Here is a 19,557-nt window from a genome sequence, read left to right as displayed (position 1 = left end):
GTCAGTCGTCGAACCTCCACACGGTGAAGTCCGCCACCGGCCGGTAGCCGATCCTCTGGTACAGCCCGTTGCTCGTCGGGTTGTCGAGGTCGGTGAAGAGAAGGATCTCCGAAGCCCCGGCCTCCCGCGCGGCCCGGCTCACCTCCGCCGTGGCCGCGCCCGCGTATCCGCGTCCCCGCAGGCCGACCGGGGTGTAGACGGGGGCGACACGGACCTGGCCGGCCGTTTCGGGGGTGACCCCGGCCATGGCGAGCGGGGTGCCGTCGTGGGCTTCCCAGAGGGTGATGCCGCCGTAGGAGATACGGCCGTCGGCCCAGTTCCCCGCCTCCTGGCCGACGCCGCCCGTGATCTCCTTGAACTCCTCGAACCAGCGGATCAGCAGTTCCCGGTCCGCCGGCCCGGCGATCCGCGCCCGCCCTTGCGGCCGGGGCTCGGGCACGGTCAACTCGCCCAACCGGTAGAGCCGTTGCCGCTTGTCGAGGGCGACCGCCGTACCGGTACGCCGCTGCCAGGCCGCCGCGAAGGCCTCCGCCGTCTCCCGCGGCCCGGAGACCCCCGGGAGTGCGCGGCCCAGCTCCGCGTACCGGGCCGCCAGGGCGTCGGCCTCCTGCGGGGTGAGCGCGGTGACGTGGACGTGGAAGGGCGGCGTGTGGAGCAGGGCGGCCCGTACCGTGCCGTCGTCCGCTTCGAGCAGGCCGAAGAGGGGGGCCTCCTCGCCGTAGAGGTGCAGCCCGCGGCGGCGCAGCGCGTCCGTCACCGTCAGCGGCAGCGTGTGCAGGGCGGGCCGGGAGCGCAGGAAGTCGCCCGCGCGGGAGAGGAACTCGTCCAGGTCTTCGGTGAGATGCCAGTGCTCAGGGCGCATACGGCCATGATCGGCGCCAACCTCCGGAAGGCACAGCGGTTTTCCCTCGGCAGCCCACCCCTCCGGGCAGCACGCGGGCTCCTCTCGACAGCCCACCCCTCCGGACGGCCGACTTCCCCTCGACAGCTCAGCCTCCAGGCGGACCATCGACTTCCCCTCCGCAGCTCACCCCTCCGGACCGCCCCAGCCCCCTCCGCAGCTCAACCCCCGGAGGCACGCCGACTTCCCCTCAACAGCTCAGCCTCCAGGCGGACCATCGACTTCCCCTCCGCAGCTCACCCCTCCGGACCGCCCCAGCCCCCTCCGCAGCTCCTCCCCGGCCCGACCCCCAGCCCCCTCCGCAGCTCAACCCCCCGGCCGGAACACCGGTATCCCCTCCATGAACGTCACCCGCAGTGGCAGCCCGGCCCGCAGTTCCTCCCCCGCGCACTCCACCACCTGCGTCATCATCCGCGGGCCCTCCGCCAGATCGACCACCGCGGCCACGTACGGCGTGCGTTCGCCGAAGGGTGGCAGGTCGTTGCGATGGACCGTGGACCAGGTGTAGAGCACGGCCCGGCCGCTCGCCTCCTCCCAGGTCACCTCCCTGCTCCAGCAGTGCGGGCAGAACTCGCGCGGGTAGTGGTGGGCCCGGCCGCAGGCCCCGCAGCGGCGGATCAGCAGCCGGCCCCGCGCGGCCGCCTCCCAGTAGGGGCGGGTGAAGGCGTCGGGCTCCGGAAGGTCGTAGCGGACCGCGGTCATCGGAACCACCCCAGCCACGCGTCGATCGACCAGGTCTGCCAGGCCATCCCGAAGAACCCGACGAGCGAGATGAGCGCCATCATCGAGTTCTGCCCCTGCTCGGCCCAGTCGTGGATCATCAGCACGAAGTAGATCGCGTTCAGCAGCAGTCCGCCCAGCAGCGCGATCGGGGTCAGAAAGCCGAGGATCAAGCCGAGGCCCAGGGAGAGTTCGGCGTAGGCGACGACGTACGCCATCAGCTTCGGGTAGGGCTTGACCACCGTCTCGAACCCCGTCCGCACCGGCGCCCAGCGGTGCTTCTCCGCGATCTCCGCCGCCCACGCGATGCCGCTGCCCCGCTCGAACCAGGCCTTCTTGTCCTTGTGCCGCCAGCTCTCCAGCCACCACAGACCGAGACCGATCCGCAGCACCGCCAGCCACTGAGCGCCGTCCAGCCATATGGAGTCCATGATCTGACGGTACGTCAGATCGGCAGTGAAGCCCACCCGCGTGCACCACCTGTGAGTCCCGCCCGGGGGCCATCGCCGTACCGCCACAACCAGGTGTCCTACGTCACCGGCCCCACCCACTCCTCCTACACCCGTGATCGATCCGCAACCAATTCCGGTCTTGACCGAGACCCATCAAGCGGGTGCGTGATTACGCTCCCGAACATGACCGACTCCCGTTCCGCTTCCGTGCAGCTCTCCGCCACGCCCGCCGACCGCCCGGTGTACGTCATCGGCGCCGGTCCGGGCGGTCTGGCCGCCGCGTACGCGCTGCGGGCACGGGGCATACGGGCCGTGGTGCTGGAGAAGGCCGAGAACGTCGGCGCCTCCTGGCGCGGCCACTACGACCGCCTGCGTCTGCACACCACCCGGCGGCTGTCCGCGCTGCCGGGCCTGAAGATCCCCCGGAAGTCCGGGCGCTGGGTGTCGCGCGACGACGTGGTGCGCTACCTGGAGAAGTACGCCGAGCACCACGAACTGGAGATCGTCACCGGCGTGGAGGTCTTCCGCGTCGAGCGGGCCGCGGACGGCACCGGCTGGCTGCTGCACGCCTCCGGCGGGCGCGAACTGACCGGCAGCGCGGTGGTCGTCGCCACCGGCTACAACCACACCCCGCGCGTCCCCGACTGGCCGGGCCGCGACACGTACACCGGCGAGTTCCTGCACGCCTCCGCGTACCGCAACGCGAAGCCGTACGCCGGCCGCGACGTCCTCGTTGTCGGCGTCGGCAACACCGGCGCGGAGATCGCCGTGGACCTGGTGGAGGGCGGGGCCTCACGGGTGCGGCTGTCCGTGCGCACCACCCCGCACATCGTGCGCCGTACGACGCTCGGCTGGCCCGCGCAGTACTCGGGTGTGCTGGTACGGCGGCTGCCGGTGCGGCTGGTGGACCGGCTCGCCAGGTCGATGGCCCGGCTCGGCGTGCCGGACCTGTCGGCCCAGGGCCTGCCGCGCCCGGACACCGGGATGTACAGCAGGGTGAACGAGGGCGCCGTCCCGGTGCAGGACGTCGGCCTGATCGACGCCGTGCGCCAGCGGAGGGTGGAGGTCGTGGCCGCCGTCGAGTCCTTCGAGGGCGGGAACCCCGGAAAGGTCGTCCTCGCCGACGGCAGCCGGATCGAGCCGGACGCGGTGATCGCGGCGACCGGGTACACGCGGGCACTGGAGGCCCTGGTCGGCCATCTCGGGGTGCTGGACGGGCGCGGCAAGCCGGTCGTGCACGGCAGCCGTACACCCGCACAGGCGCCCGGCCTGTACTTCACCGGGTTCACCAACCCGATCAGTGGGATGTTCCGGGAGATGGCGCTCGACGCCGGGAAGATCGCGAAGGCGGCGGCCAGGCACGTGCGCACCCCCCGGTGACGCGCGGCAGACACCCGCGCACCCGTCAGTGACGCGCGGCACCACCCGCGCACCCGTCGGTAACTTTGGGGGTCCGACCCGTTCCTGACATTGCGTCAGTTCAGTAATCTGACAGAGCGTCAGTTTACTTGTGCTGTCTCACAGGAGCGGGCGGACCGATGCTTGGATCAACCCACGGCACCCTCACCACCGACTCCCGCCGGGCCCGGGTCATCGCGTGCGGCGAGCAGCGGCCCGGACCCGTCGTCCACGACCGGGTCGACGACCTCGACGTCAGCGGGCGGCCGCTGTACGCGGAGGTCCCCGACCTGACCCGCTTCTTCCGGCCCGAGTCCGTCGCCGTGATCGGCGCCTCGGACGCGGAGGGACGCCCGAACACCGGGATCACCCGGCAGCTGCTGGCCTGGGCCGAGCGGGTGGGCGCGCGGGTGTACCCGGTGCATCCGACCCGCCCCTCGGTCTTCGGCATCCCCTGCGCCGCCTCCGTCGCCGAACTGCCGCCGGGACAGGTCGACCTGGCCGTGCTGCTCGTGGCCGATCCCCTGCCGGTGATCGGGGAACTGGCCGACGCCAAGGTGAGGTTCGCGGTCGCCTTCGCCTCCGGGTTCGCCGAGACGGGCGAGGCGGGCGCCGAGGCACAGCAGCGGCTGGCGGACGCCGTACGCCGCTCGGGGATCCGGCTCCTCGGCCCGAACACCAACCTCAACGCCTTCGAGCACTTCCGCGAGGACCTGACCGGCCCGGCGATCGCCCTGATCACTCAGTCGGGCCACCAGGGCCGCCCGGTCTTCTCCCTCCAGGAGCTGGGCGTCCGCCTCTCCCACTGGGCGCCCACCGGCAACGAGGCCGACCTGGAGACCGCCGACTTCCTGTCCTGGTTCGCCGAGCAGCCCGAGGTCGGCGCGATCGCCGCTTACGTGGAGGGCCTGAAGGACGGCCGCGCCTTCCTGCTGGCCGCCGACCGCGCCGCCCGCCGCGGGGTGCCGGTGGTCGCGGTGAAGGTGGGCCGCACCGAGACCGGCGCCCGTACGGCGGCCTCGCACACCGGCAAGCTCACGGGCGCCGACGACGTGGTGGACGCGGCGATGCGCCAGTTCGGGGTCGTACGGGTCGACGGTCTCGACGAACTCCAGGACACCGCGACCCTGTTGGCGCGGGCACGGGCGCCGCTGGCGGACGGGGTCGCGGTGTACTCGATCTCCGGCGGCACCGGCGCCCATGCCGCCGACCTGGCCACGGCGGCCGGGCTACGGCTCCCCCGCCTGCCGGAGGCCAAGCAGGCCGAGCTGCACCAGTGGATACCGGAGTACCTGAGCGTGGCCAACCCGGTGGACAACGGCGGGCATCCGGTGGGCGACCGGCGCGGCCGGAAGATCATCGACGCGATCCTCGCCGACCCGTCGATCGGCGTCCTGATCTGCCCCGTCACCGGCCCGTTCCCGCCGCTCAGCGACAAGCTCGTACGGGACCTCACCGATGCGGCCGAGGAGACGGACAAGCTGGTGTGCGTGGTGTGGGGCTCGCCGGTCGGCACGGAGGCGGCGTACCGCGAGGTGCTGCTCGGCTCCACCCGCGTGGCCACCTTCCGCACGCTGGGCAACTGTCTGAAGGCCGTCCGCGCCTGGCTGGACCACCACCGCTTCGTGAGCGACTACCGCTCCCCCTTCGACGAGGCCCCGCGCACCCCCTCCCCCTCCTTCCGCAAGGCCGAGGCCCTGATGCGGCCCGGCCAGCAGCTCAGCGAGCACGGGGCCAAGCAGCTGCTGCGCGCCTACGGCATCCGGGTGCCGCGCGAGCAGCTGGTGACCAGCGCGGCGGCGGCCGTACGGGCGGCGGCCCAGGTCGGCTACCCGGTGGTGATGAAGGCCTCCGGCGCCCGGATCGCCCACAAGACGGAACTGGGCCTGGTGAAGATCGGCCTGACGTCGGCCAGCCAGGTCAGGGACGCCTACCGCGAACTGACCGACATCGCCCGTTACGACGGCGTCGCGCTGGACGGGATCCTGGTGTGCCAGATGGTCGAGCAGGGCGTGGAGATGGTCCTCGGGATGACCCACGACGACCTGTTCGGCCCGACGGTGACGGTGGGTCTCGGCGGAGTGCTGGTGGAGGTCCTGCACGACGCCGCCGTGCGCGTCCCCCCGTTCGGCGAGGACCAGGCCCGCGCCATGCTCACCGAGCTCCGCGGCCGAGCCCTGCTGGACGGCGTCCGGGGCCGCCCGCCGGCCGACCGGGAGGCGCTGGTCGAGGTGATCCTGCGGGTGCAGCGGATGGCGCTCGAACTGGGCGAGTTCGTCTCGGAGCTGGACATCAACCCGCTGATGGTGCTGCCCCGGGGCCAGGGCGCCGTCGCACTGGACGCACTGGTGGTGTGCCGATGAGCGAGCTGGAGACCGAGTGCGGCGGCCAGGTCACTCACCTCACCCTGAACCGCCCCGGGGCGTTGAACGCCCTCACTCCCGCGCTGAGGGACGAGTTGATCGACCGCCTTTCCGAGGCGTCCGCCGCCCCTGACGTCCGGGCGGTGGTCCTGACCGGCACGGGCCGGGGCTTCTGCGCGGGCGCGGACCTGAGAGGCGGCACCGACGGCGGCGACCGGCTGCCCGGCGACGTGGCCCGGATGCTGCGCCGGGGCGCCCAGCGCCTGATCGCGGCCGTCCTGGACTGCGAGAAGCCGGTGATCGCCGCCGTGAACGGCACGGCGGCGGGCCTCGGCGCGCACCTGGCGTTCGCCTGCGACCTGGTCCTGGCCGCCGAGTCGGCCCGCTTCGTCGAGGTGTTCGTGCGGCGGGGACTGGTCCCGGACGCGGGCGGCGCCTACCTCCTCCCCCGCCTGCTGGGCCCCCACCGGGCGAAGGAGCTGATGTTCTTCGGCGACGCGGTGCCGGCGGCGGACGCGGAACGCCTGGGCCTGGTCAACCGGGTCGTACCCGACGCGGACCTGGCGAAGACGGCCCGCGAGTGGGCGGCCCGCCTGGCGTCCGGTCCCACCCGGTCCCTGGCCCTGACCAAGCACCTGGTGAACACCTCCCTGGACTCGGACCGCGCCACCGCCTTCGCCGCGGAGGCCTGGGCCCAGGAACTCAACATGACGACCGAGGACGCCCACGAGGGCCTGCGGGCGTTCGCGGAGCGGCGGGGGGCACAGTTCCGGGGGCGGTGAGGGTCAGTCCCCGGTGCGGTCCAGGGTCCGGAGGGTGCCGGCGTCCGGGTCACCGAAGAGGGCGTACAGCTGGGGGGCGGACTCGGTGCCGCTGATGGACCAGCGGGTGTCCCGTCCGCAGCCGGTGTCGAGGTGCAGGAGGATGCCGGCGCGGTCGGTGTGGTCCGTGCCGGGGTCGGACTTCCAGGTGCCGGAGCCCGCGCAGACCACGTAGTCCTTGTAGTCGGGGGCCGCCGAGTCCCGGTCCGTGGGTTCGGCCGGGAGTCTGTGGGCCTCGGCCCGGCCGTCGAGGGTGAGGCGCAGCTCGGCGCCGTTCTCGCCGTGCCAGACTCCGGCGAGCTGCCCGGCGGTCAGCTCGGGTGGTTCGTACTGCGGGATCAGGCCCATCGCGTCGGCCGCGATCCCGCCGCCGAGGGCCAGGACGAACAGGCCGGCGCAGGCGAGTGCCGAGCGCCACCAGACACCCCACAGCGACCAGGATCGCGTGCGGACGTAGGCGATGCCGAGCGCGGGCAGCAGGCCGAGGGCCGTGAGGACCGAGGCCGTGGTGGCGAACGGCCAGTTCCAGAGCGCCGTCGTCACCACACCCCAGCCGACGGCCGTGGCCGCTGCCGCGACCGTGCGGCAGGCCCGCTCCGGCCCGCCGAAACGCCGGAGCACCGGCCGGGCGAGCACGATCGCGGGCAGCGTCAGCACGGCGGAGAGGAACAGGCCCAGGATCGGCAGCAGCACCGGCCCGAATATCAGCAGGCAGAAGATCCCCCAGCCGCCACCTGAGCCACTCTCGTACTGGTCCTGGCTCGTGCTCCAGATCCACCACAGCAGGCCGGCCGTCGGCAGCTGCGCCGCGTTCACCGGAATCGCCGCGGCCAGATCGCTGCGGGCCGCCCGGACCCGCTCACGCGTTCTCTCCCACCCCATGGCCGCACCCTACGAAGTGCCTCTACGCGGCCCGGCCACGAGGCTTCCCATCTGACGCTCCGTCAGCTTGAATGGTTGGCGTGATGGGACACGCAGGGGCGGCGGCCGCCGCCGTCCGGTATCTGGGGCGCAGGCCCGTGGAGCCGTTGCCACGGCCGGAGTTGCGGTGCGTGCGGGAGGACGAGCGGGCGCCGGTGGACCAGGCGGCGTTCCGGCGGGTGCTGGGAAGCTTCGCGAGCGGGGTCACGGTGATCACGGCACCGGACGCCGACGCGTCGGGCTCGCCCGCCGGGTTCGCCTGCCAGTCCTTCTCCTCTCTCTCCCTCGACCCGCCCCTGATCTGCTTCATGGTGGGCCGTACGTCGACGACCTGGCCGCGCATCGCCCGTGCGGGCGTCTTCTGCGTCAACGTGCTCAGCGCCGGCCAGGACGAACTGTGCCGGGCCTTCGCGGTGAGCGGCGCGGACAAGTTCGCGGGGGTGGCGTACGACGCGGCCCCCGTCTCCGGCTCCCCGCGCCTCGCCGGCACCGCCGCGTGGATCGACTGCACCGTCCACGCCGTGCACACCGGGGGCGACCACCTGATCGTGGTGGGCCGGGTGGAGGCCCTCGGGGCGGAGGAGCCGGGCGAGCCACTGCTGTTCCACCGGGGGCGGTTCGCCCGGATCAGCATCTGACCCGCCAATGCCGACACCGACCGGGCGAAACGCGCCAGGGAACTGCTGGACCTGGTCGGCGGGTCCTCCCACCTCCCCGAGCCCCAGCGCGTCGCCGAGATTCAGCAGGCACTGGGCGACTCACCGGCCCCAGGAATGCGCCGCACCGCTCGCCGGTCAGCCTTCGACAACCTGGATGTGGTGCTTCAGTTCCTCAGCGATGCTCGCCACGTCTCCAGCCGCGGGCATGCGCCAGTCCGACTCGATGCCCCGCTCTACGGCGGGCTCCGAGGTGAAGCGGATCAGGTCCGGTGCGGGCAGGAACGTGTCGCGGAGCCAGGCGATGAAGACGGCTGCTTCAGCGGCGGTGTTGTCCGTGAGGACGACCGTGTCCCGGCCTTCGTTGGTGGCGAAGCCGTCGAACACGATTCCGTCATCCGACACGGCCCAGAAACACAGCCGCAGTTGGCGGCCCTGCTCGGTCTCGTAGCGGACGTCTTGGAACGCGGCGTCGAGCGCGGCACCGAACGCGGCCAGTTCGAGGTTCCAGCCGGCGGGGTTCTTGGCGGGTGCGTAGAGCAGGTAGGTCGTCTGGTATTCGTCGAGGTCCACAGCAGGAGGCGTCCTTCGTCGTTCGCGTTCGGGTCTAGGGCACGTACCGGGAGGTTCCCTTGACATTGTTTGCCGCCATGAGCGTCTGCCAGTAGGCGGCCGAGTCATTGTCGTTGGTGATGACCTCCAGGCCGCGGATCTGCTTGTGCTCCTTCATGGCCAGCCGGTAGTCGTTCAGTTCCTTCTCGTCCTTACCGACGAGGATGTCCTTCGGGCTCCACTTCTTCTTGCCGTTCTCGTCATATTTGTCTTCGAGGGCGAAAGTGTCCGGCGTACGAAACGAGTTCTTCTTGCACTCGTCGTCGGTGCCCTTCACGTACTTGGCATCGACCATGTAGCCATCGTCCGGCCGCATGCCGTCCGCTGCGATGGCGCCCTTCCGGGCGTCGGCGGGCAGCGGAATGAGCCGCTCGGGATAGCCAGCGGTCCGCAGCTGGTAGGCGTTGGCGGGATCTGCTGCATCGGGCCTCCCGCCGAATCCCATGGGCCGCAGCGTGTTCACCCACGTCACGAACGCTTTCCGGTCGGCGGGGCTGAGCAACTGGGTGGTGCCCTGCACCGGCGGCAGCGGGTCCTTGTGCAGAATGTTGGGGTCGGGGTCCCGGTAGACGGCGGGTATGACGCCGGGCAGGCCACCCTTGTACGACGCGAGTGCCAAGGGCACGGGTACCGGTTCGGGGACCGGGAGAAACGGCAGGCCAGGGAGGACGGGTGAAACGTCTGAACCGTGAGGGAGCTTGACGCGCTTCTCGGAGGTGTCCAGGGCGTGCGCCACATCGCCGAGTCGGTGGATCCACGGATCATTCAGTACGGCGTCGTGGAGGCCGCCGTCGTCACCGTTGCCGCCGAACATGGGAGAGTCCCAGGGCATGTCCACGTGGAAGATGTTCGCCCGGTCATCGGCGATCTTCACTTTGGCCGACTCGACGTGATCGGCGTACCGGTCGCACGCCTTGGCGAGCTGGGTGCAGGCGGCGACCAGATTCGCGACCAGCGGCTCGTCCGCGTGAGCCTGCTCGGGCGGGGCGGCGAAGCCGACGAAGCCCTTGAAGTAGCTGCGGAACGCGTCAGCGGCCTGGCCGGAGTGGGCCTTGTCAGCGGTGTGAGCGCAGGCCTGTGCGTCCTCCAGAAAGCGCGTCATCAGCTTCGCACCCCGGCGCCAGGTGCCCGCCACGTCCCGCAGCTTCTCCGGCGAGCCGCGGAAACGGTCACTCATCCCGGCGGGAGCGTACTGGTCGTACCACGCGGTGTCGCCGACGACCTCCGGAAGCTCCTGCCCCAGCCCGAGGAAGCTCTCCGAGCAGTCCGCTGCGGGATCGCCCATGCCGTCGGTCAGATCCACCTGCTGGCCGAGACGGTCTCGCCCATCACGTAAGCGCTGAAGCCGATCTTGTCGAGCGTCGTGGCTGCCGCGGACTTGTACACCTTCGCGAACGCGCGCCCCGCATCGTCGTCCCCAGCCATGCCATGCTGCCGGTCGAGTTCGTGAAAGAGGGCGACGGCGGTGTCCCGGGTGCCGACCATGACCGTGTCCACCATGCCCATGGACGCCTTGATCATGCCATCCACGATCAACTTCAAGTCCGGCCGCAGCCCCACAGAATCCCTCCGCGTTCGCTCGCCCGGAAACGTGGGCGATCAGATCTCCGTTCTATCGCACGAAGATCCTCATGGCAGCGTCGTGTCGAGCCAAAGGCCACGGGGACGAGGCGCATCGGGCCTCGGCTCAGCCCGCCACCGGGGAAGGCCGTCCTTCGCGGCCCACACCGATGGCGATGCCGTAGACGCCCGAAGGTCGACGCGGCCGTCGCGGCGCCAGCGCATCACGCCAACGAGATCGCGTTTCCGCCCGTTCTGACCACCCACATCGCCAACCAGGCCCTGGCCTGCCATGTACGGCGGATCACCACGGCCCGGCCCGGTCGCCGGACCAGATCACCCACATCGCCGACTCTCAGCGTCCGACCCGCTGGTAAATCGCCGGCATGGGCAGGAAGCCGCCCCGCGCGCCTCACCGACCGGTAGAGCTGCACCGCGAAGACCCCTCCCGCCGTGCCTTCCGGCACACGACAGGGAGGGGCGTTTGTCGGATGCGACCCTGACCCTGCGGTCGCCATGGGGGTGCTTCAGTCAGGCGTCCGCGCCAGCACCAGGGCGAGGACCGGGGCCGAGACGAGCGCCGCGTGCGCGAGCAGGCCGGCGATCGCCTTCATGGCCGCGCATCACGGCTGCTCGGCGTCCAGGTTCTCGTAGTGGTCGCACAGGGCTTTGACACAGCGGGCGAGCTTCCGCGCCACGGCCACGCGGACAGGCGGCGTGCAGCCGTCTCCGAGCCGCAGCTTTCTCTTCGCCTCGCCGACGCAGGCGAGCCCGCGGTGCCGCAGACCGCTGTCCCGCAGCAGTCGCCCGGCTTTCGCCTCCACCTCGGGGATCAGCAGCTCCATGTGACCGCGCAGCATCGCGGTGAGCGTGTCCAGCTCGCATGGGGCTGGAGGCAGCGCGTCAGGCGCGTCGTCGGGGCCCAGCAAGATGGCCGCTGTCTCGCGGATCGTTCCGATGTCCAGGGGCACGGTGGCATTGCCGCTCTCGGCCGTGGCGTTCACTGCTCGGCTGCCCGGGTCTTACGGCAGCCCGGGCAGCCGCACGCGGGAAGCACCGTGCTCAGTGGTGGAGGCCCTTCGCTGGGCAGGACGTTGACCGTGCCGCGCTCCGCGATGACAGTGCCGTAGCGGTTCACGGTGTAGATCCGGATCGTCATGCCGCCCCGCGGGACGGCATCGGGTGAGGCGGTAACGTTCGCCATGTCGACGCTCCTCAGCAGCGTTGGCCGCGCCCGGGGCCGTGTCAGCGGTCGCCGGGCTTCGTCATTTCGGCAGCCGGGCACAACACGCCCGCTTTCGCGGTGTGCTGACACAGCGCCAAAAAGAGACTGGACCGGTGGACCGGTCCAGTCAAGCCGCTTGCGTGAGCCACTACCCCATCGGGTATGTCTCGACCTCCTCGAAGACGTGCGACGGCGTGACACCCTCTTCGCACACCAACGGAAGACGGTCCTGGTCATAGGCCGTGTGAACCACAACGGCGACGGCTGCCGACTGTTCCGTCTCCAGCAACCGAGCTTCCTCGTCACTGGCCAGGCGGACGGTGGTGATGTCGACACCTTCGCAGGGCGAACGGCCGGTTTCACGGAGCACGTAGTGCGTGGTGCCCTCGGCGATCGGGCCAGGCAACGCCAGGCGGGGCGCCGCATCGGCGATGCCGGGCGGGAACCAGGCTGTGACGAGCGTCCCCGGCGAACCGTCGTCGAGCAGCACCAGACGCATACGACGCAGCGCGGTCTCGCCGGGTTTCAGGCCAAGGGCGTCGACCACGTGCGCGGGCGGCACGAACCGGTCCGGTGTGCCCAGCCGCCGGTACGGTGCACCACCCACGACGCGGCTGGAACCGGCCCGGCGGCGGCCCGCGGGCCTCGCGACCGGCGTCTCCACGACCACGAATCCGGTGCCTTGCCTGGCCTCGACCAGTCCATCGGCCCTCAGCACGTCGTACGCCTTGACCACGGTGGCCCTGGACACGCCCCACTGTTCGGCAAGGTCGCGGCCCGACGGCAGCAGGTCGCCCGGGCCGAACTCGCCCGACGCGATCCGGGTCCGGAGATCGTCGGCGATCTGCTCGTACTTGAGGAGGGGCATAAGGCATGTTTCCGATCACTGGACTGGTCCACTGCTCCGGAACCAGAATGCCCGCATGACACTTCCCGAGCTAGCGCCGGAGATCGTGAGGTTCTACACCGAGACCATCGACGAGGCGGACAGGCTGAGCACCACGGCCGACGGACGCCTGGAGATGGTGCGCACGCAGGAGTTGCTGCGGCGGTATCTGCCTATGCCACCAGCCCGCATCCTCGACGTCGGCGGTGGCCCCGGCGCCCATGCTCGTTGGCTGGTCGAGGACGGCTACGACGTTCATCTCGTCGATCCGATCCTGCGACACGTCGAGCAAGCCAAGGCCAGCGGTGCCACCGTGGAGGTCGGGGATGCCCGGAAGCTCACCGCCGGGGACAGCTCGGCCGATGTCGTCCTGCTGCTCGGCCCGCTGTACCACCTGATCGACCGCGCCGACCGCGAGCGGGCGCTCGCCGAGGCCTACCGCGTGCTCAAGCCGGGCGGTCTGCTGGCAGCGGCCGGTATCAACCGGTACTCCAGCCTCTTCGAACACGCCGCGTTCGCGCACCTGCACAGAGAACCCATGCAGAAGAGCATCGGCCGGATCCTCGCCTCCCAGATCCACGACGGGAAGAAGGCGTTCACATCCGCCTACTTCCACAGCGGGGAGCACCTGCGCGACGAGGTGACCGCTGCCGGGTTCAACGACGCCGAGGTGTTCGGGATCGAAGGCCCGGCCTGGTCCATGCTCGCGGCGGCCGAGCGGAACAGCGGGGGCGACCTCCGGGACACGCCCCTGTTCGAGTCGGCCCTGACCGCGGCACGCATGGCCGAGCCCTACCCCGAACTGCTGGCGGCGAGTTCGCATCTGCTGGCGTTCGGCCGACGGCCGGTCTGACCCAAGGTTCAGCACACCCCCAGCCGCCACCGCGCCGTCACCTCGGCCGCGCGGGCCGCGTGCAGGGGATTGTGACCCGGTCCGCGAGGCCGAGGCGGGTGAGGTCGTCCCGGGCGCAGGCGCGGGCCCGCGGGCTGAGGTCGGTCGCCATGACGCGGCGCACGCCCCCCCGGGGCAGGACGGCGGCCGGCACACCGGTGCCGGTGCCGAGTCGAAGGCGGTGTCTCCGGCGGGCAGGGGCGCTCGCGCGTGGGTGCAGGCGCCGTCGGCGGCGGGTACCGCGACACCCTTCGTGGCGACGGCCTCCTGACCGCGGGGCCGCCTCCCGGTTGCCGGGTGCAAGGCCTACGGCCTCCGGTCTGGCGGACCAGGACTCGCCAACTCCCCTTTCTGCGCGGTGGCGTTCAGGACACCACCGGTACCAGTTCAGCCGGGCGCCTGATCACCAGCGACATCAGTGCCGCCGCCGCGCACAGCGTGCCGGAGGCGTACCACATGAGGTCGTAGGTGCCGAAGACGTCGCGGGCGACGCCGCCGAGGTAGGCGACGAGGGCCGCGCCGACCTGGTGGGAGGCGAGCACCCAGCCGAAGACGATGGCGCTGTCCTCGCCGTAACTCTCGCGGCACAGGGCGAGGGTCGGCGGGACGGTGGCCACCCAGTCCAGGCCGTAGAAGACGATGAAGAAGAGCATCGGGGGGTGGACCGCCGGGCCCAGCAGCATGGGGAGGAAGAGGAGCGAGAGGCCGCGCAGGGCGTAGTACACCGCCAGCAGGCGGCGCGGTTCGAAGCGGTCGGTGAACCAGCCGGAGGCGATCGTGCCGGCCACGTCGAACACGCCGATGACCGCGAGCAGCGAGGCCGCCGTGGTGACCGGCATGCCGTGGTCGTGCTCGGCGGGCACGAAGTGGGTCTGGATCAGGCCGTTGGTGGAGGCGCCGCAGATCGCGAAGGTGCCGGCGAGCAACCAGAAGGTGCCCGTGCGGACGGAGGTGAAGAGGACCTTCAGCGTGCGGCGGGCGGCGCCGGTGACCGGCGGGGGCTTGGGCACGAACTCCCGGGCGCCGTACGGCTCCTGACCGACGTCGGCCGGGTGGTCGCGCAGCAGGATCCACACGAAGGGGACGACGGCGAGGGCGGCCAGGGCGACCGTCACGGCGGCCGGGCGCCAGCCGTGGTGTTCGGTCAGCCAGGACAGCACCGGCAGGAAGATCAGCTGGCCGGAGGCGGACGCGGCGGTCAGGATGCCGCTGACCAGGCCGCGTCGCTCGGTGAACCACCGGTTGGTGACCGTCGCCGCGAACGCGAGGGCCATCGAGCCGGAGCCGAGACCGACCAGCAGGCCCCAGCACAGCCACAGCTGCCAGGCCGCCGTCATCCACACGGTCAGGCCGGAACCGGCGGCGATCACGGTCAGCGCGACGGCGACCACCCGGCGGATGCCGAAGCGGTCCATCAGCGCGGCGGCGAAGGGGGCGGTGAGGCCGTAGAGCGCGAGGTTGATGGAGACGGCCGCGCCGATCGTGCCGCGCGACCAGCCGAACTCCTGGTGCAGCGGGTCGATGAGCAGGCCGGGCAGGGAGCGGAAGGCGGCCGCGCCGATGATGGTGACGAAGGTGACGGCGGCGACGAACCACGCCCGGTGCACACGGCGGCGCCGGGCGGGCGGGGCGGCCTGGACGGGGGCTGCGGCTGGGCTTGTCTGAGTCACGTCATACAGCCTGCTTATCCCATGAGCGCACATCGAGTGGCCCGGAGGACAGCATTCGTTAGGATCGGGCCATGAGTATCGATCGGGACATGCGTATCGATCGGGCCATGACTGGCGATCGGCCCACGACTGGGGATCGGGTCACGGCCACCGGCGCCGGTGCTTTCCGTCCGCACCGGATCGTCGTCCTGGCCCTCGACGGGCTGCTCCCCTTCGAGCTGGGCATCCCGCACCGCATCTTCGGCCGCCCGAAGGACGAGCACGGCCGGCATCTGTACGAGGTCGTGACCTGCTCGGTGCGGCCGCCCGGCCCGGTCGAGACCGACGCCGACTTCGCCGTGCACGTCCCGAACGGCCCGGAGGCGCTGGCCGGCGCCGACACGGTGATCGTCCCGGCGTCGTACGAGCTCGGCCCGGTCTTCGACGAGGGCCGGCTCACCGACGAGCTGGCCGCCGCCTTCGCCCGCATCCGCCCCGGCACCCGGCTCGCCTCCATCTGCACCGGCGTCTACGTCCTCGCCGCCGCCGGCTACCTGGACGGCCGCCCGGCGACCACGCACTGGGCCGACGCCGAGCGTTTCCAGCGCATGTTCCCGCGGGTCAAGGTGGACGCGGACGTGCTGTTCGTCGACGACGGCGATGTGCTCACCTCGGCCGGTGTGGCCGCCGGGATCGACCTGTGCCTGCACATGGTGCGCCGCGACTTCGGTACGGCGGTCGCCAACGACGTGGCCCGGCGCACGGTCGTACCGCCGCACCGCGACGGCGGCCAGGCCCAGTACATCGAGCGCCCGGTCCCGGACCCGCAGCTGGCCACGACGACCGCCGCCCGCGCCTGGGCGCTGGGCCGCCTGCACGAGCCGATCCAGCTGCGGGACATGGCCGAGCAGGAGGCCATGTCGGTCCGCACCTTCACCCGCCGGTTCCGCGAGGAGGCCGGGATCAGCCCCGGGCAGTGGCTCACCCAGCAGCGCGTCGAACGCGCCCGCCATCTGCTGGAGACCACCGACCTGTCCATCGACCAGGTGGCCCGCGAGGCGGGCTTCGGCACGGCCCAGTCGATGCGCCAGCACCTCCAGCAGGCCCTCGGGGTGACCCCGACGGCGTACCGGCGGACCTTCCGCGCCGGCGTCAGAACGTGAGTCAGAACGTGAGCCGGAACCTGGGTCAGAACGTGAGCCGGAACCTGGGTCAGAACGTGAGCCGGAACCTGGGTCAGAACGTGAGCACCGCCCGCGCCACCCGCCCCGCCTCCGCGTCCGCGCGCGCCTTGGCGAAGTCCTCCACCGGGTACACGGCCGTCACCAACTCGTCCAGCAGCAGGCGGCCTTGGCGGTACAGCTCGGCGTACAGGGCGATGTCCCGCTGGGGGCGCGAGGAGCCGTAGCGGCAGCCCAGGACGGACTTGTCCAGGTAGAGGGAGGAGACGAGGAAGGACGCCTCGGCGTCGGCCGGGGGCACGCCCAGCAGGACGGCCTGGCCGTGCCGGTCGAGGAGGTCGATCGCCTGCCGGATCAGCTCCACCCGGCCCACGCACTCGAAGGCGTGGTCGGCACCGGTGGGCAGGATGTCCTTCACCCCGTCCGCCGAGGTCAGGAAGTCGGTCGCGCCGAACCGCCGGGCCGCCTCCTCCTTGTCCGGGTTGGCGTCCACGGCGACGATCCTGAGCGCCCCCGCGAGCCGCGCCCCCTGCAGCACGTTCAGCCCGATCCCGCCGGTCCCGATGACGACGACGCTGTCGCCCCGGTCCACCCGGGCCCGGTTCAGCACGGCGCCCACGCCCGTGAGCACCCCGCACCCGATCAGCGCGGCCGGCTCCAGGGGGATGTCCTTGGGGATCCGCACCGCCTGTACGGCCTTGACGACCGTGCGCTCCGCGAAGGCCGAGTTGGCGGCGAACTGGTGCACCAGCCCCGCCGTGCCGCGTGTGAACGGCTTCCGCGGCCGCCCGATGGCCTGCCGGCACATCGTCGGCCGGCCCCGGTCGCACTCCGCGCACGTGCCGCAGTTGGCGAGCGTGGACAGGGCCACATGGTCGCCGGGCGCGACATGGGTGACGCCCGCGCCGACCGCCTCGACCACCCCCGCGCCCTCGTGTCCCAGCACCACCGGCACCGGGAAGGGAATGGTGCCGTCCACCACGGACAGATCGCTGTGGCACAGCCCGGCCGCCGCGATCGCCACCAGCACCTCACCGGGCCCCGGCTCGCGCACCGCGAGATCGTCGACCACCTGCACCTGCTTGCCGTCGAACACCACTCCACGCATCACACGGCCCCCTTGGGCTCTCTGGGCAGGCCGAGCACGCGCTCGGCGATGATCGTGCGCTGGACCTGGTCCGAGCCGCCGTAGATGGTGTCGGCCCGGGAGAAGAGGAACAGGTGCTGGACGGCGTCGAGTTCGTACGGCGCGGCGGCAGACCAGTCCGTGGGGCCGGCGGTGGCCGCCGCGCCCCTGACCTGCATCGCCAGCTCGCCGAGCCGCTGGTGCCAGCCGGCCCACAGCAGCTTGGCCACGCTGGGCGCGCCCGGGTCGGCCGAGCCGCCGAGGGTGCGCAGGGCGTGCCGGCGCATGGTCCGCAGCTCGGCCCACTGCCGCACGAGCCGCTCCCGTACGACGGGGTCCGCCGCCGCCCCCGTCTCCACGGCTACCCGTACGACCCGGGCCAGCTCCTCGGCGAACCCGATCTGTTGCGCGAGCGTGGACACCCCGCGCTCGAACCCGAGCAGGCTCATGGCCACCGGCCACCCCCGCCCCTCCCCTCCCACCACGTCCTCCACGCGCGCGTGCGCCCCGTCGAAGAAGACCTCGTTGAAGTCGCTGGTGCCGGTCATCTGCCGGATGGGGCGGACCTCGATACGGCCGGGCTGGTCCATGGGAACGAGCAGCAGGCTCAGGCCGTGGTGGCGCCGGGACTCCGGGTCGGTACGGGCCAGCACGAAGCACCAGTCGGCCTCATGGGCGAGCGAGGTCCAGATCTTCTGCCCGCTGACCCGGTAGCCGGTCCCCTCGCGTACGGCGGCCGTGCGCACCCCCGCCAGATCCGACCCGGCACCGGGCTCGCTGTAGCCCTGGCACCACAGTTCCTCGCCGGCCGCGATCGGCGGCAGGAAGCGGGCCTTCTGCTCCTCGGTGCCGTGGGCGATCAAGGTGGGGGCGAGGAGGTTCTCCCCGATGTGCCCGGAGCGCGGGGGCGCGGCCGACCGGGCGTACTCCTCGGCCCAGACGACCTGCTGGGTGAGGGTGGCCGTGCGGTTGCCGTACCCCGGCTGCGGCCACCCGAGACCTATCCACCCGGCCTTGCCGAGTGTGCGCTCCCAAGTACGTCTGTCCGTATCCGGGTCGGCATGGGCGGCCAGCCAGGCGCGGACCTCCGCACGGAACGTCTCGTCCTCTTGGCTGAACCCGAAATCCATTGAAGACCGCCTTAGATCGACGCGCCCCGAAGGGGCGCGGGGAACTGCGCGACAAGCCACAAACGACCCGCACCCGCCAAACCACAACGCCCCCGAGCCATCAGGCGTTCGGCCGAGAAGAACCCCGCGCCGCCTCTTCCATCGCCGAAAGCTGGGACAGCATCGGCATCGGATCCACCCCCACCGACCCCGGCAAGAGCTCCGCTATCTTCTCCGGGGTCCAACCGCCCGAGGCAAACGCGGAACGCAGTTCACGCGGCTGGGCCCACACCGCCAATTTCGGTCCCGCGATGGTGTACACCTGCCCGGTGATGCCCAGCGCAGCGGCCCCGTCGGACAGCAGGTACACCACCAGCGCGGCCACGTCCTCCGGCTCGCCGATCTCCGTCAGCTCCATGGGGACGTTCGCCGACATCCGCGTACGAGCCACCGGCGCCACCGCGTTCGCGGTCACCCCGTACTTGTGCAGGCCGAGGGCCGCGCTGCGGACGAGGGAGATGATCCCGCCCTTGGCCGCGCTGTAGTTGGCCTGGGACACGGAGCCCTGGTGGTTGCCGCTGGTGAAGCCGATCAGCGTGCCGGAGCGCTGCCCCCGCATCACCGCGGACGCCGCCCGGAAGACGGTGAACGTGCCCTTGAGGTGGGTGGCGACCACGGGGTCCCACTCCTCCTCGGTCATGTTGAACAGCATGCGTTCGCGCAGGATCCCGGCGACGCACACGACCCCGTCGAGACGGCCGTACGAGGCCAGCGCCACGTCGACCACCCGCTGCCCGCCCGCCATCGTGGAGATGTCGTCGGCGACCGCCACCGCCTCCCCGCCCGCCGTCAGGATCTCCTTGACGACGGCCTCGGCGACCTCGCTGGTGGGCGAGGCGCCGTCGACGGAGACGCCGTAGTCGTTGACGACGACCTTCGCCCCCTCGGCGGCAGCCGCCCGCGCGACCGCCCGGCCGATACCCCGCCCGGCGCCCGTCACGGCGACGACCTTTCCTGCCAAGAAGTTCCCCACGCCCGGCCCCTTCCCGCGGTTTCTGACGGTCCGTTAGATTTTATGGCGCGTC

At 71.7% G+C, this 19,557-nt stretch carries 20 protein-coding genes; 6 read left to right on the top strand and 14 right to left on the bottom strand.

All coding sequences use genetic code 11. From position 1 onward, the window contains the following. Window position 1: 1 nt before the first annotated feature. From ACWDEN_RS03310 to ACWDEN_RS03300, 3 genes are all read right to left on the bottom strand, one after another. Window positions 2–862, bottom strand: coding sequence for a GNAT family N-acetyltransferase (locus tag ACWDEN_RS03310; RefSeq protein ID WP_351601253.1), 861 nt, complete (start codon window positions 860–862; stop codon window positions 2–4). Window positions 863–1,207: 345 nt separating this feature from the next. Further along, complete coding sequence (locus ACWDEN_RS03305) at window positions 1,208–1,603, bottom strand: Zn-ribbon domain-containing OB-fold protein (protein WP_351601256.1); 396 nt, start codon at window positions 1,601–1,603, stop codon at window positions 1,208–1,210. Then, window positions 1,600–2,052: a DoxX family membrane protein gene (locus ACWDEN_RS03300; protein ID WP_351601259.1), complete on the bottom strand. Its 453-nt coding sequence runs from the start codon at window positions 2,050–2,052 to the stop codon at window positions 1,600–1,602. Before ACWDEN_RS03300 ends, ACWDEN_RS03305 begins: the two co-directional genes overlap by 4 nt. Window positions 2,053–2,256: 204 nt before the next feature. On the opposite strand from ACWDEN_RS03300, the gene ACWDEN_RS03295 reads away from it, so the two are divergent. The 3 genes from ACWDEN_RS03295 (at window position 2,257) to ACWDEN_RS03285 (ending at window position 6,616) form a co-directional block, all read left to right on the top strand. Beyond that, complete coding sequence (locus tag ACWDEN_RS03295) at window positions 2,257–3,453, top strand: flavin-containing monooxygenase (RefSeq protein WP_351601261.1); 1,197 nt, start codon at window positions 2,257–2,259, stop codon at window positions 3,451–3,453. 158 nt (window positions 3,454–3,611) lie between these two features. After that, on the top strand, window positions 3,612–5,834 hold the full coding sequence (locus ACWDEN_RS03290; RefSeq protein WP_351601264.1) for an acetate--CoA ligase family protein: 2,223 nt from the start codon (window positions 3,612–3,614) through the stop codon (window positions 5,832–5,834). Next, window positions 5,831–6,616, top strand: a complete 786-nt coding sequence (locus tag ACWDEN_RS03285; protein ID WP_351601267.1) for an enoyl-CoA hydratase/isomerase family protein — start codon at window positions 5,831–5,833, stop codon at window positions 6,614–6,616. Before ACWDEN_RS03290 ends, ACWDEN_RS03285 begins: the two co-directional genes overlap by 4 nt. Window positions 6,617–6,619: 3 nt before the next feature. On the opposite strand, the gene ACWDEN_RS03280 is transcribed toward ACWDEN_RS03285, so the two are convergent. After that, entirely contained in the window at window positions 6,620–7,537 is a 918-nt protein-coding gene (locus ACWDEN_RS03280) for a hypothetical protein (protein ID WP_351601270.1), read from the bottom strand. Window positions 7,538–7,620: 83 nt separating this feature from the next. On the opposite strand from ACWDEN_RS03280, the gene ACWDEN_RS03275 reads away from it, so the two are divergent. Then, window positions 7,621–8,214, top strand: coding sequence for a flavin reductase family protein (locus ACWDEN_RS03275; protein ID WP_351601273.1), 594 nt, complete (start codon window positions 7,621–7,623; stop codon window positions 8,212–8,214). A 156-nt stretch (window positions 8,215–8,370) separates the two neighbouring features. On the opposite strand, the gene ACWDEN_RS03270 is transcribed toward ACWDEN_RS03275, so the two are convergent. The 6 genes from ACWDEN_RS03270 to ACWDEN_RS03245 form a co-directional block, all read right to left on the bottom strand. Then, complete coding sequence (locus tag ACWDEN_RS03270) at window positions 8,371–8,805, bottom strand: hypothetical protein (protein WP_351601276.1); 435 nt, start codon at window positions 8,803–8,805, stop codon at window positions 8,371–8,373. Between the two features lie 34 nt (window positions 8,806–8,839). After that, window positions 8,840–9,979, bottom strand: coding sequence for a restriction endonuclease fold toxin-2 domain-containing protein (locus ACWDEN_RS03265; protein ID WP_351601279.1), 1,140 nt, complete (start codon window positions 9,977–9,979; stop codon window positions 8,840–8,842). Between the two features lie 158 nt (window positions 9,980–10,137). Further along, window positions 10,138–10,365: a hypothetical protein gene (locus tag ACWDEN_RS03260; RefSeq protein WP_351601282.1), complete on the bottom strand. Its 228-nt coding sequence runs from the start codon at window positions 10,363–10,365 to the stop codon at window positions 10,138–10,140. A 662-nt stretch (window positions 10,366–11,027) separates the two neighbouring features. Then, window positions 11,028–11,408: a DUF6415 family natural product biosynthesis protein gene (locus ACWDEN_RS03255; RefSeq protein ID WP_450856936.1), complete on the bottom strand. Its 381-nt coding sequence runs from the start codon at window positions 11,406–11,408 to the stop codon at window positions 11,028–11,030. Further along, window positions 11,405–11,608, bottom strand: coding sequence for a hypothetical protein (locus ACWDEN_RS03250; protein ID WP_351601288.1), 204 nt, complete (start codon window positions 11,606–11,608; stop codon window positions 11,405–11,407). The genes ACWDEN_RS03255 and ACWDEN_RS03250 overlap by 4 nt, the downstream gene beginning before the upstream one ends. 169 nt (window positions 11,609–11,777) lie before the next feature. Further along, on the bottom strand, window positions 11,778–12,497 hold the full coding sequence (locus tag ACWDEN_RS03245; protein ID WP_351601291.1) for a GntR family transcriptional regulator: 720 nt from the start codon (window positions 12,495–12,497) through the stop codon (window positions 11,778–11,780). A 55-nt stretch (window positions 12,498–12,552) separates the two neighbouring features. On the opposite strand from ACWDEN_RS03245, the gene ACWDEN_RS03240 reads away from it, so the two are divergent. Continuing rightward, window positions 12,553–13,368 carry a methyltransferase domain-containing protein gene (locus tag ACWDEN_RS03240; RefSeq protein WP_351601294.1) on the top strand — a complete coding sequence of 272 codons (816 nt, stop codon included), beginning with the start codon at window positions 12,553–12,555 and terminating at the stop codon, window positions 13,366–13,368. Between the two features lie 404 nt (window positions 13,369–13,772). Here the strand turns inward: ACWDEN_RS03240 and ACWDEN_RS03235 are convergent, their stop codons facing one another. After that, window positions 13,773–15,077, bottom strand: coding sequence for an MFS transporter (locus ACWDEN_RS03235; protein WP_351601296.1), 1,305 nt, complete (start codon window positions 15,075–15,077; stop codon window positions 13,773–13,775). A gap of 107 nt (window positions 15,078–15,184) precedes the next feature. Here ACWDEN_RS03235 and ACWDEN_RS03230 point away from each other — a divergent pair, with 107 nt between their 5' ends. Beyond that, window positions 15,185–16,219, top strand: coding sequence for a GlxA family transcriptional regulator (locus ACWDEN_RS03230; protein WP_351601299.1), 1,035 nt, complete (start codon window positions 15,185–15,187; stop codon window positions 16,217–16,219). Window positions 16,220–16,292: 73 nt separating this feature from the next. Here the strand turns inward: ACWDEN_RS03230 and ACWDEN_RS03225 are convergent, their stop codons facing one another. From ACWDEN_RS03225 to ACWDEN_RS03215, 3 genes are all read right to left on the bottom strand, one after another. Beyond that, window positions 16,293–17,345 carry a Zn-dependent alcohol dehydrogenase gene (locus ACWDEN_RS03225; protein ID WP_351601302.1) on the bottom strand — a complete coding sequence of 351 codons (1,053 nt, stop codon included), beginning with the start codon at window positions 17,343–17,345 and terminating at the stop codon, window positions 16,293–16,295. Continuing rightward, window positions 17,345–18,493 carry an acyl-CoA dehydrogenase family protein gene (locus tag ACWDEN_RS03220; RefSeq protein WP_351601305.1) on the bottom strand — a complete coding sequence of 383 codons (1,149 nt, stop codon included), beginning with the start codon at window positions 18,491–18,493 and terminating at the stop codon, window positions 17,345–17,347. The genes ACWDEN_RS03225 and ACWDEN_RS03220 overlap by 1 nt, the downstream gene beginning before the upstream one ends. A gap of 100 nt (window positions 18,494–18,593) precedes the next feature. Continuing rightward, complete coding sequence (locus ACWDEN_RS03215) at window positions 18,594–19,505, bottom strand: SDR family NAD(P)-dependent oxidoreductase (RefSeq protein WP_351601308.1); 912 nt, start codon at window positions 19,503–19,505, stop codon at window positions 18,594–18,596. Between the last annotated feature and the right edge of the window lie 52 nt (window positions 19,506–19,557).

The sequence above is a fragment of the Streptomyces sp. NPDC001153 genome (genome assembly GCF_053598315.1).
This window is presented reverse-complemented; position numbering and strand designations above follow the sequence as displayed.

Excerpts from the sequence above, each read along its gene's own strand:
- ACWDEN_RS03310 (WP_351601253.1), bottom strand. The coding sequence starts at position 862 with ATGCGCCCTGAGCACTGGCATCTCACCGAAGACCTGGACGAGTTCCTC.
- ACWDEN_RS03305 (WP_351601256.1), bottom strand. The coding sequence starts at position 1,603 with ATGACCGCGGTCCGCTACGACCTTCCGGAGCCCGACGCCTTCACCCGC.
- ACWDEN_RS03300 (WP_351601259.1), bottom strand. The coding sequence starts at position 2,052 with ATGGACTCCATATGGCTGGACGGCGCTCAGTGGCTGGCGGTGCTGCGG.
- ACWDEN_RS03295 (WP_351601261.1), top strand. The coding sequence starts at position 2,257 with ATGACCGACTCCCGTTCCGCTTCCGTGCAGCTCTCCGCCACGCCCGCC.
- ACWDEN_RS03290 (WP_351601264.1), top strand. The coding sequence starts at position 3,612 with ATGCTTGGATCAACCCACGGCACCCTCACCACCGACTCCCGCCGGGCC.
- ACWDEN_RS03285 (WP_351601267.1), top strand. The coding sequence starts at position 5,831 with ATGAGCGAGCTGGAGACCGAGTGCGGCGGCCAGGTCACTCACCTCACC.
- ACWDEN_RS03280 (WP_351601270.1), bottom strand. The coding sequence starts at position 7,537 with ATGGGGTGGGAGAGAACGCGTGAGCGGGTCCGGGCGGCCCGCAGCGAT.
- ACWDEN_RS03275 (WP_351601273.1), top strand. The coding sequence starts at position 7,621 with ATGGGACACGCAGGGGCGGCGGCCGCCGCCGTCCGGTATCTGGGGCGC.
- ACWDEN_RS03260 (WP_351601282.1), bottom strand. The coding sequence starts at position 10,365 with ATGATCAAGGCGTCCATGGGCATGGTGGACACGGTCATGGTCGGCACC.
- ACWDEN_RS03250 (WP_351601288.1), bottom strand. The coding sequence starts at position 11,608 with ATGGCGAACGTTACCGCCTCACCCGATGCCGTCCCGCGGGGCGGCATG.
- ACWDEN_RS03245 (WP_351601291.1), bottom strand. The coding sequence starts at position 12,497 with ATGCCCCTCCTCAAGTACGAGCAGATCGCCGACGATCTCCGGACCCGG.
- ACWDEN_RS03240 (WP_351601294.1), top strand. The coding sequence starts at position 12,553 with ATGACACTTCCCGAGCTAGCGCCGGAGATCGTGAGGTTCTACACCGAG.
- ACWDEN_RS03230 (WP_351601299.1), top strand. The coding sequence starts at position 15,185 with ATGACTGGCGATCGGCCCACGACTGGGGATCGGGTCACGGCCACCGGC.
- ACWDEN_RS03225 (WP_351601302.1), bottom strand. The coding sequence starts at position 17,345 with ATGCGTGGAGTGGTGTTCGACGGCAAGCAGGTGCAGGTGGTCGACGAT.
- ACWDEN_RS03220 (WP_351601305.1), bottom strand. The coding sequence starts at position 18,493 with ATGGATTTCGGGTTCAGCCAAGAGGACGAGACGTTCCGTGCGGAGGTC.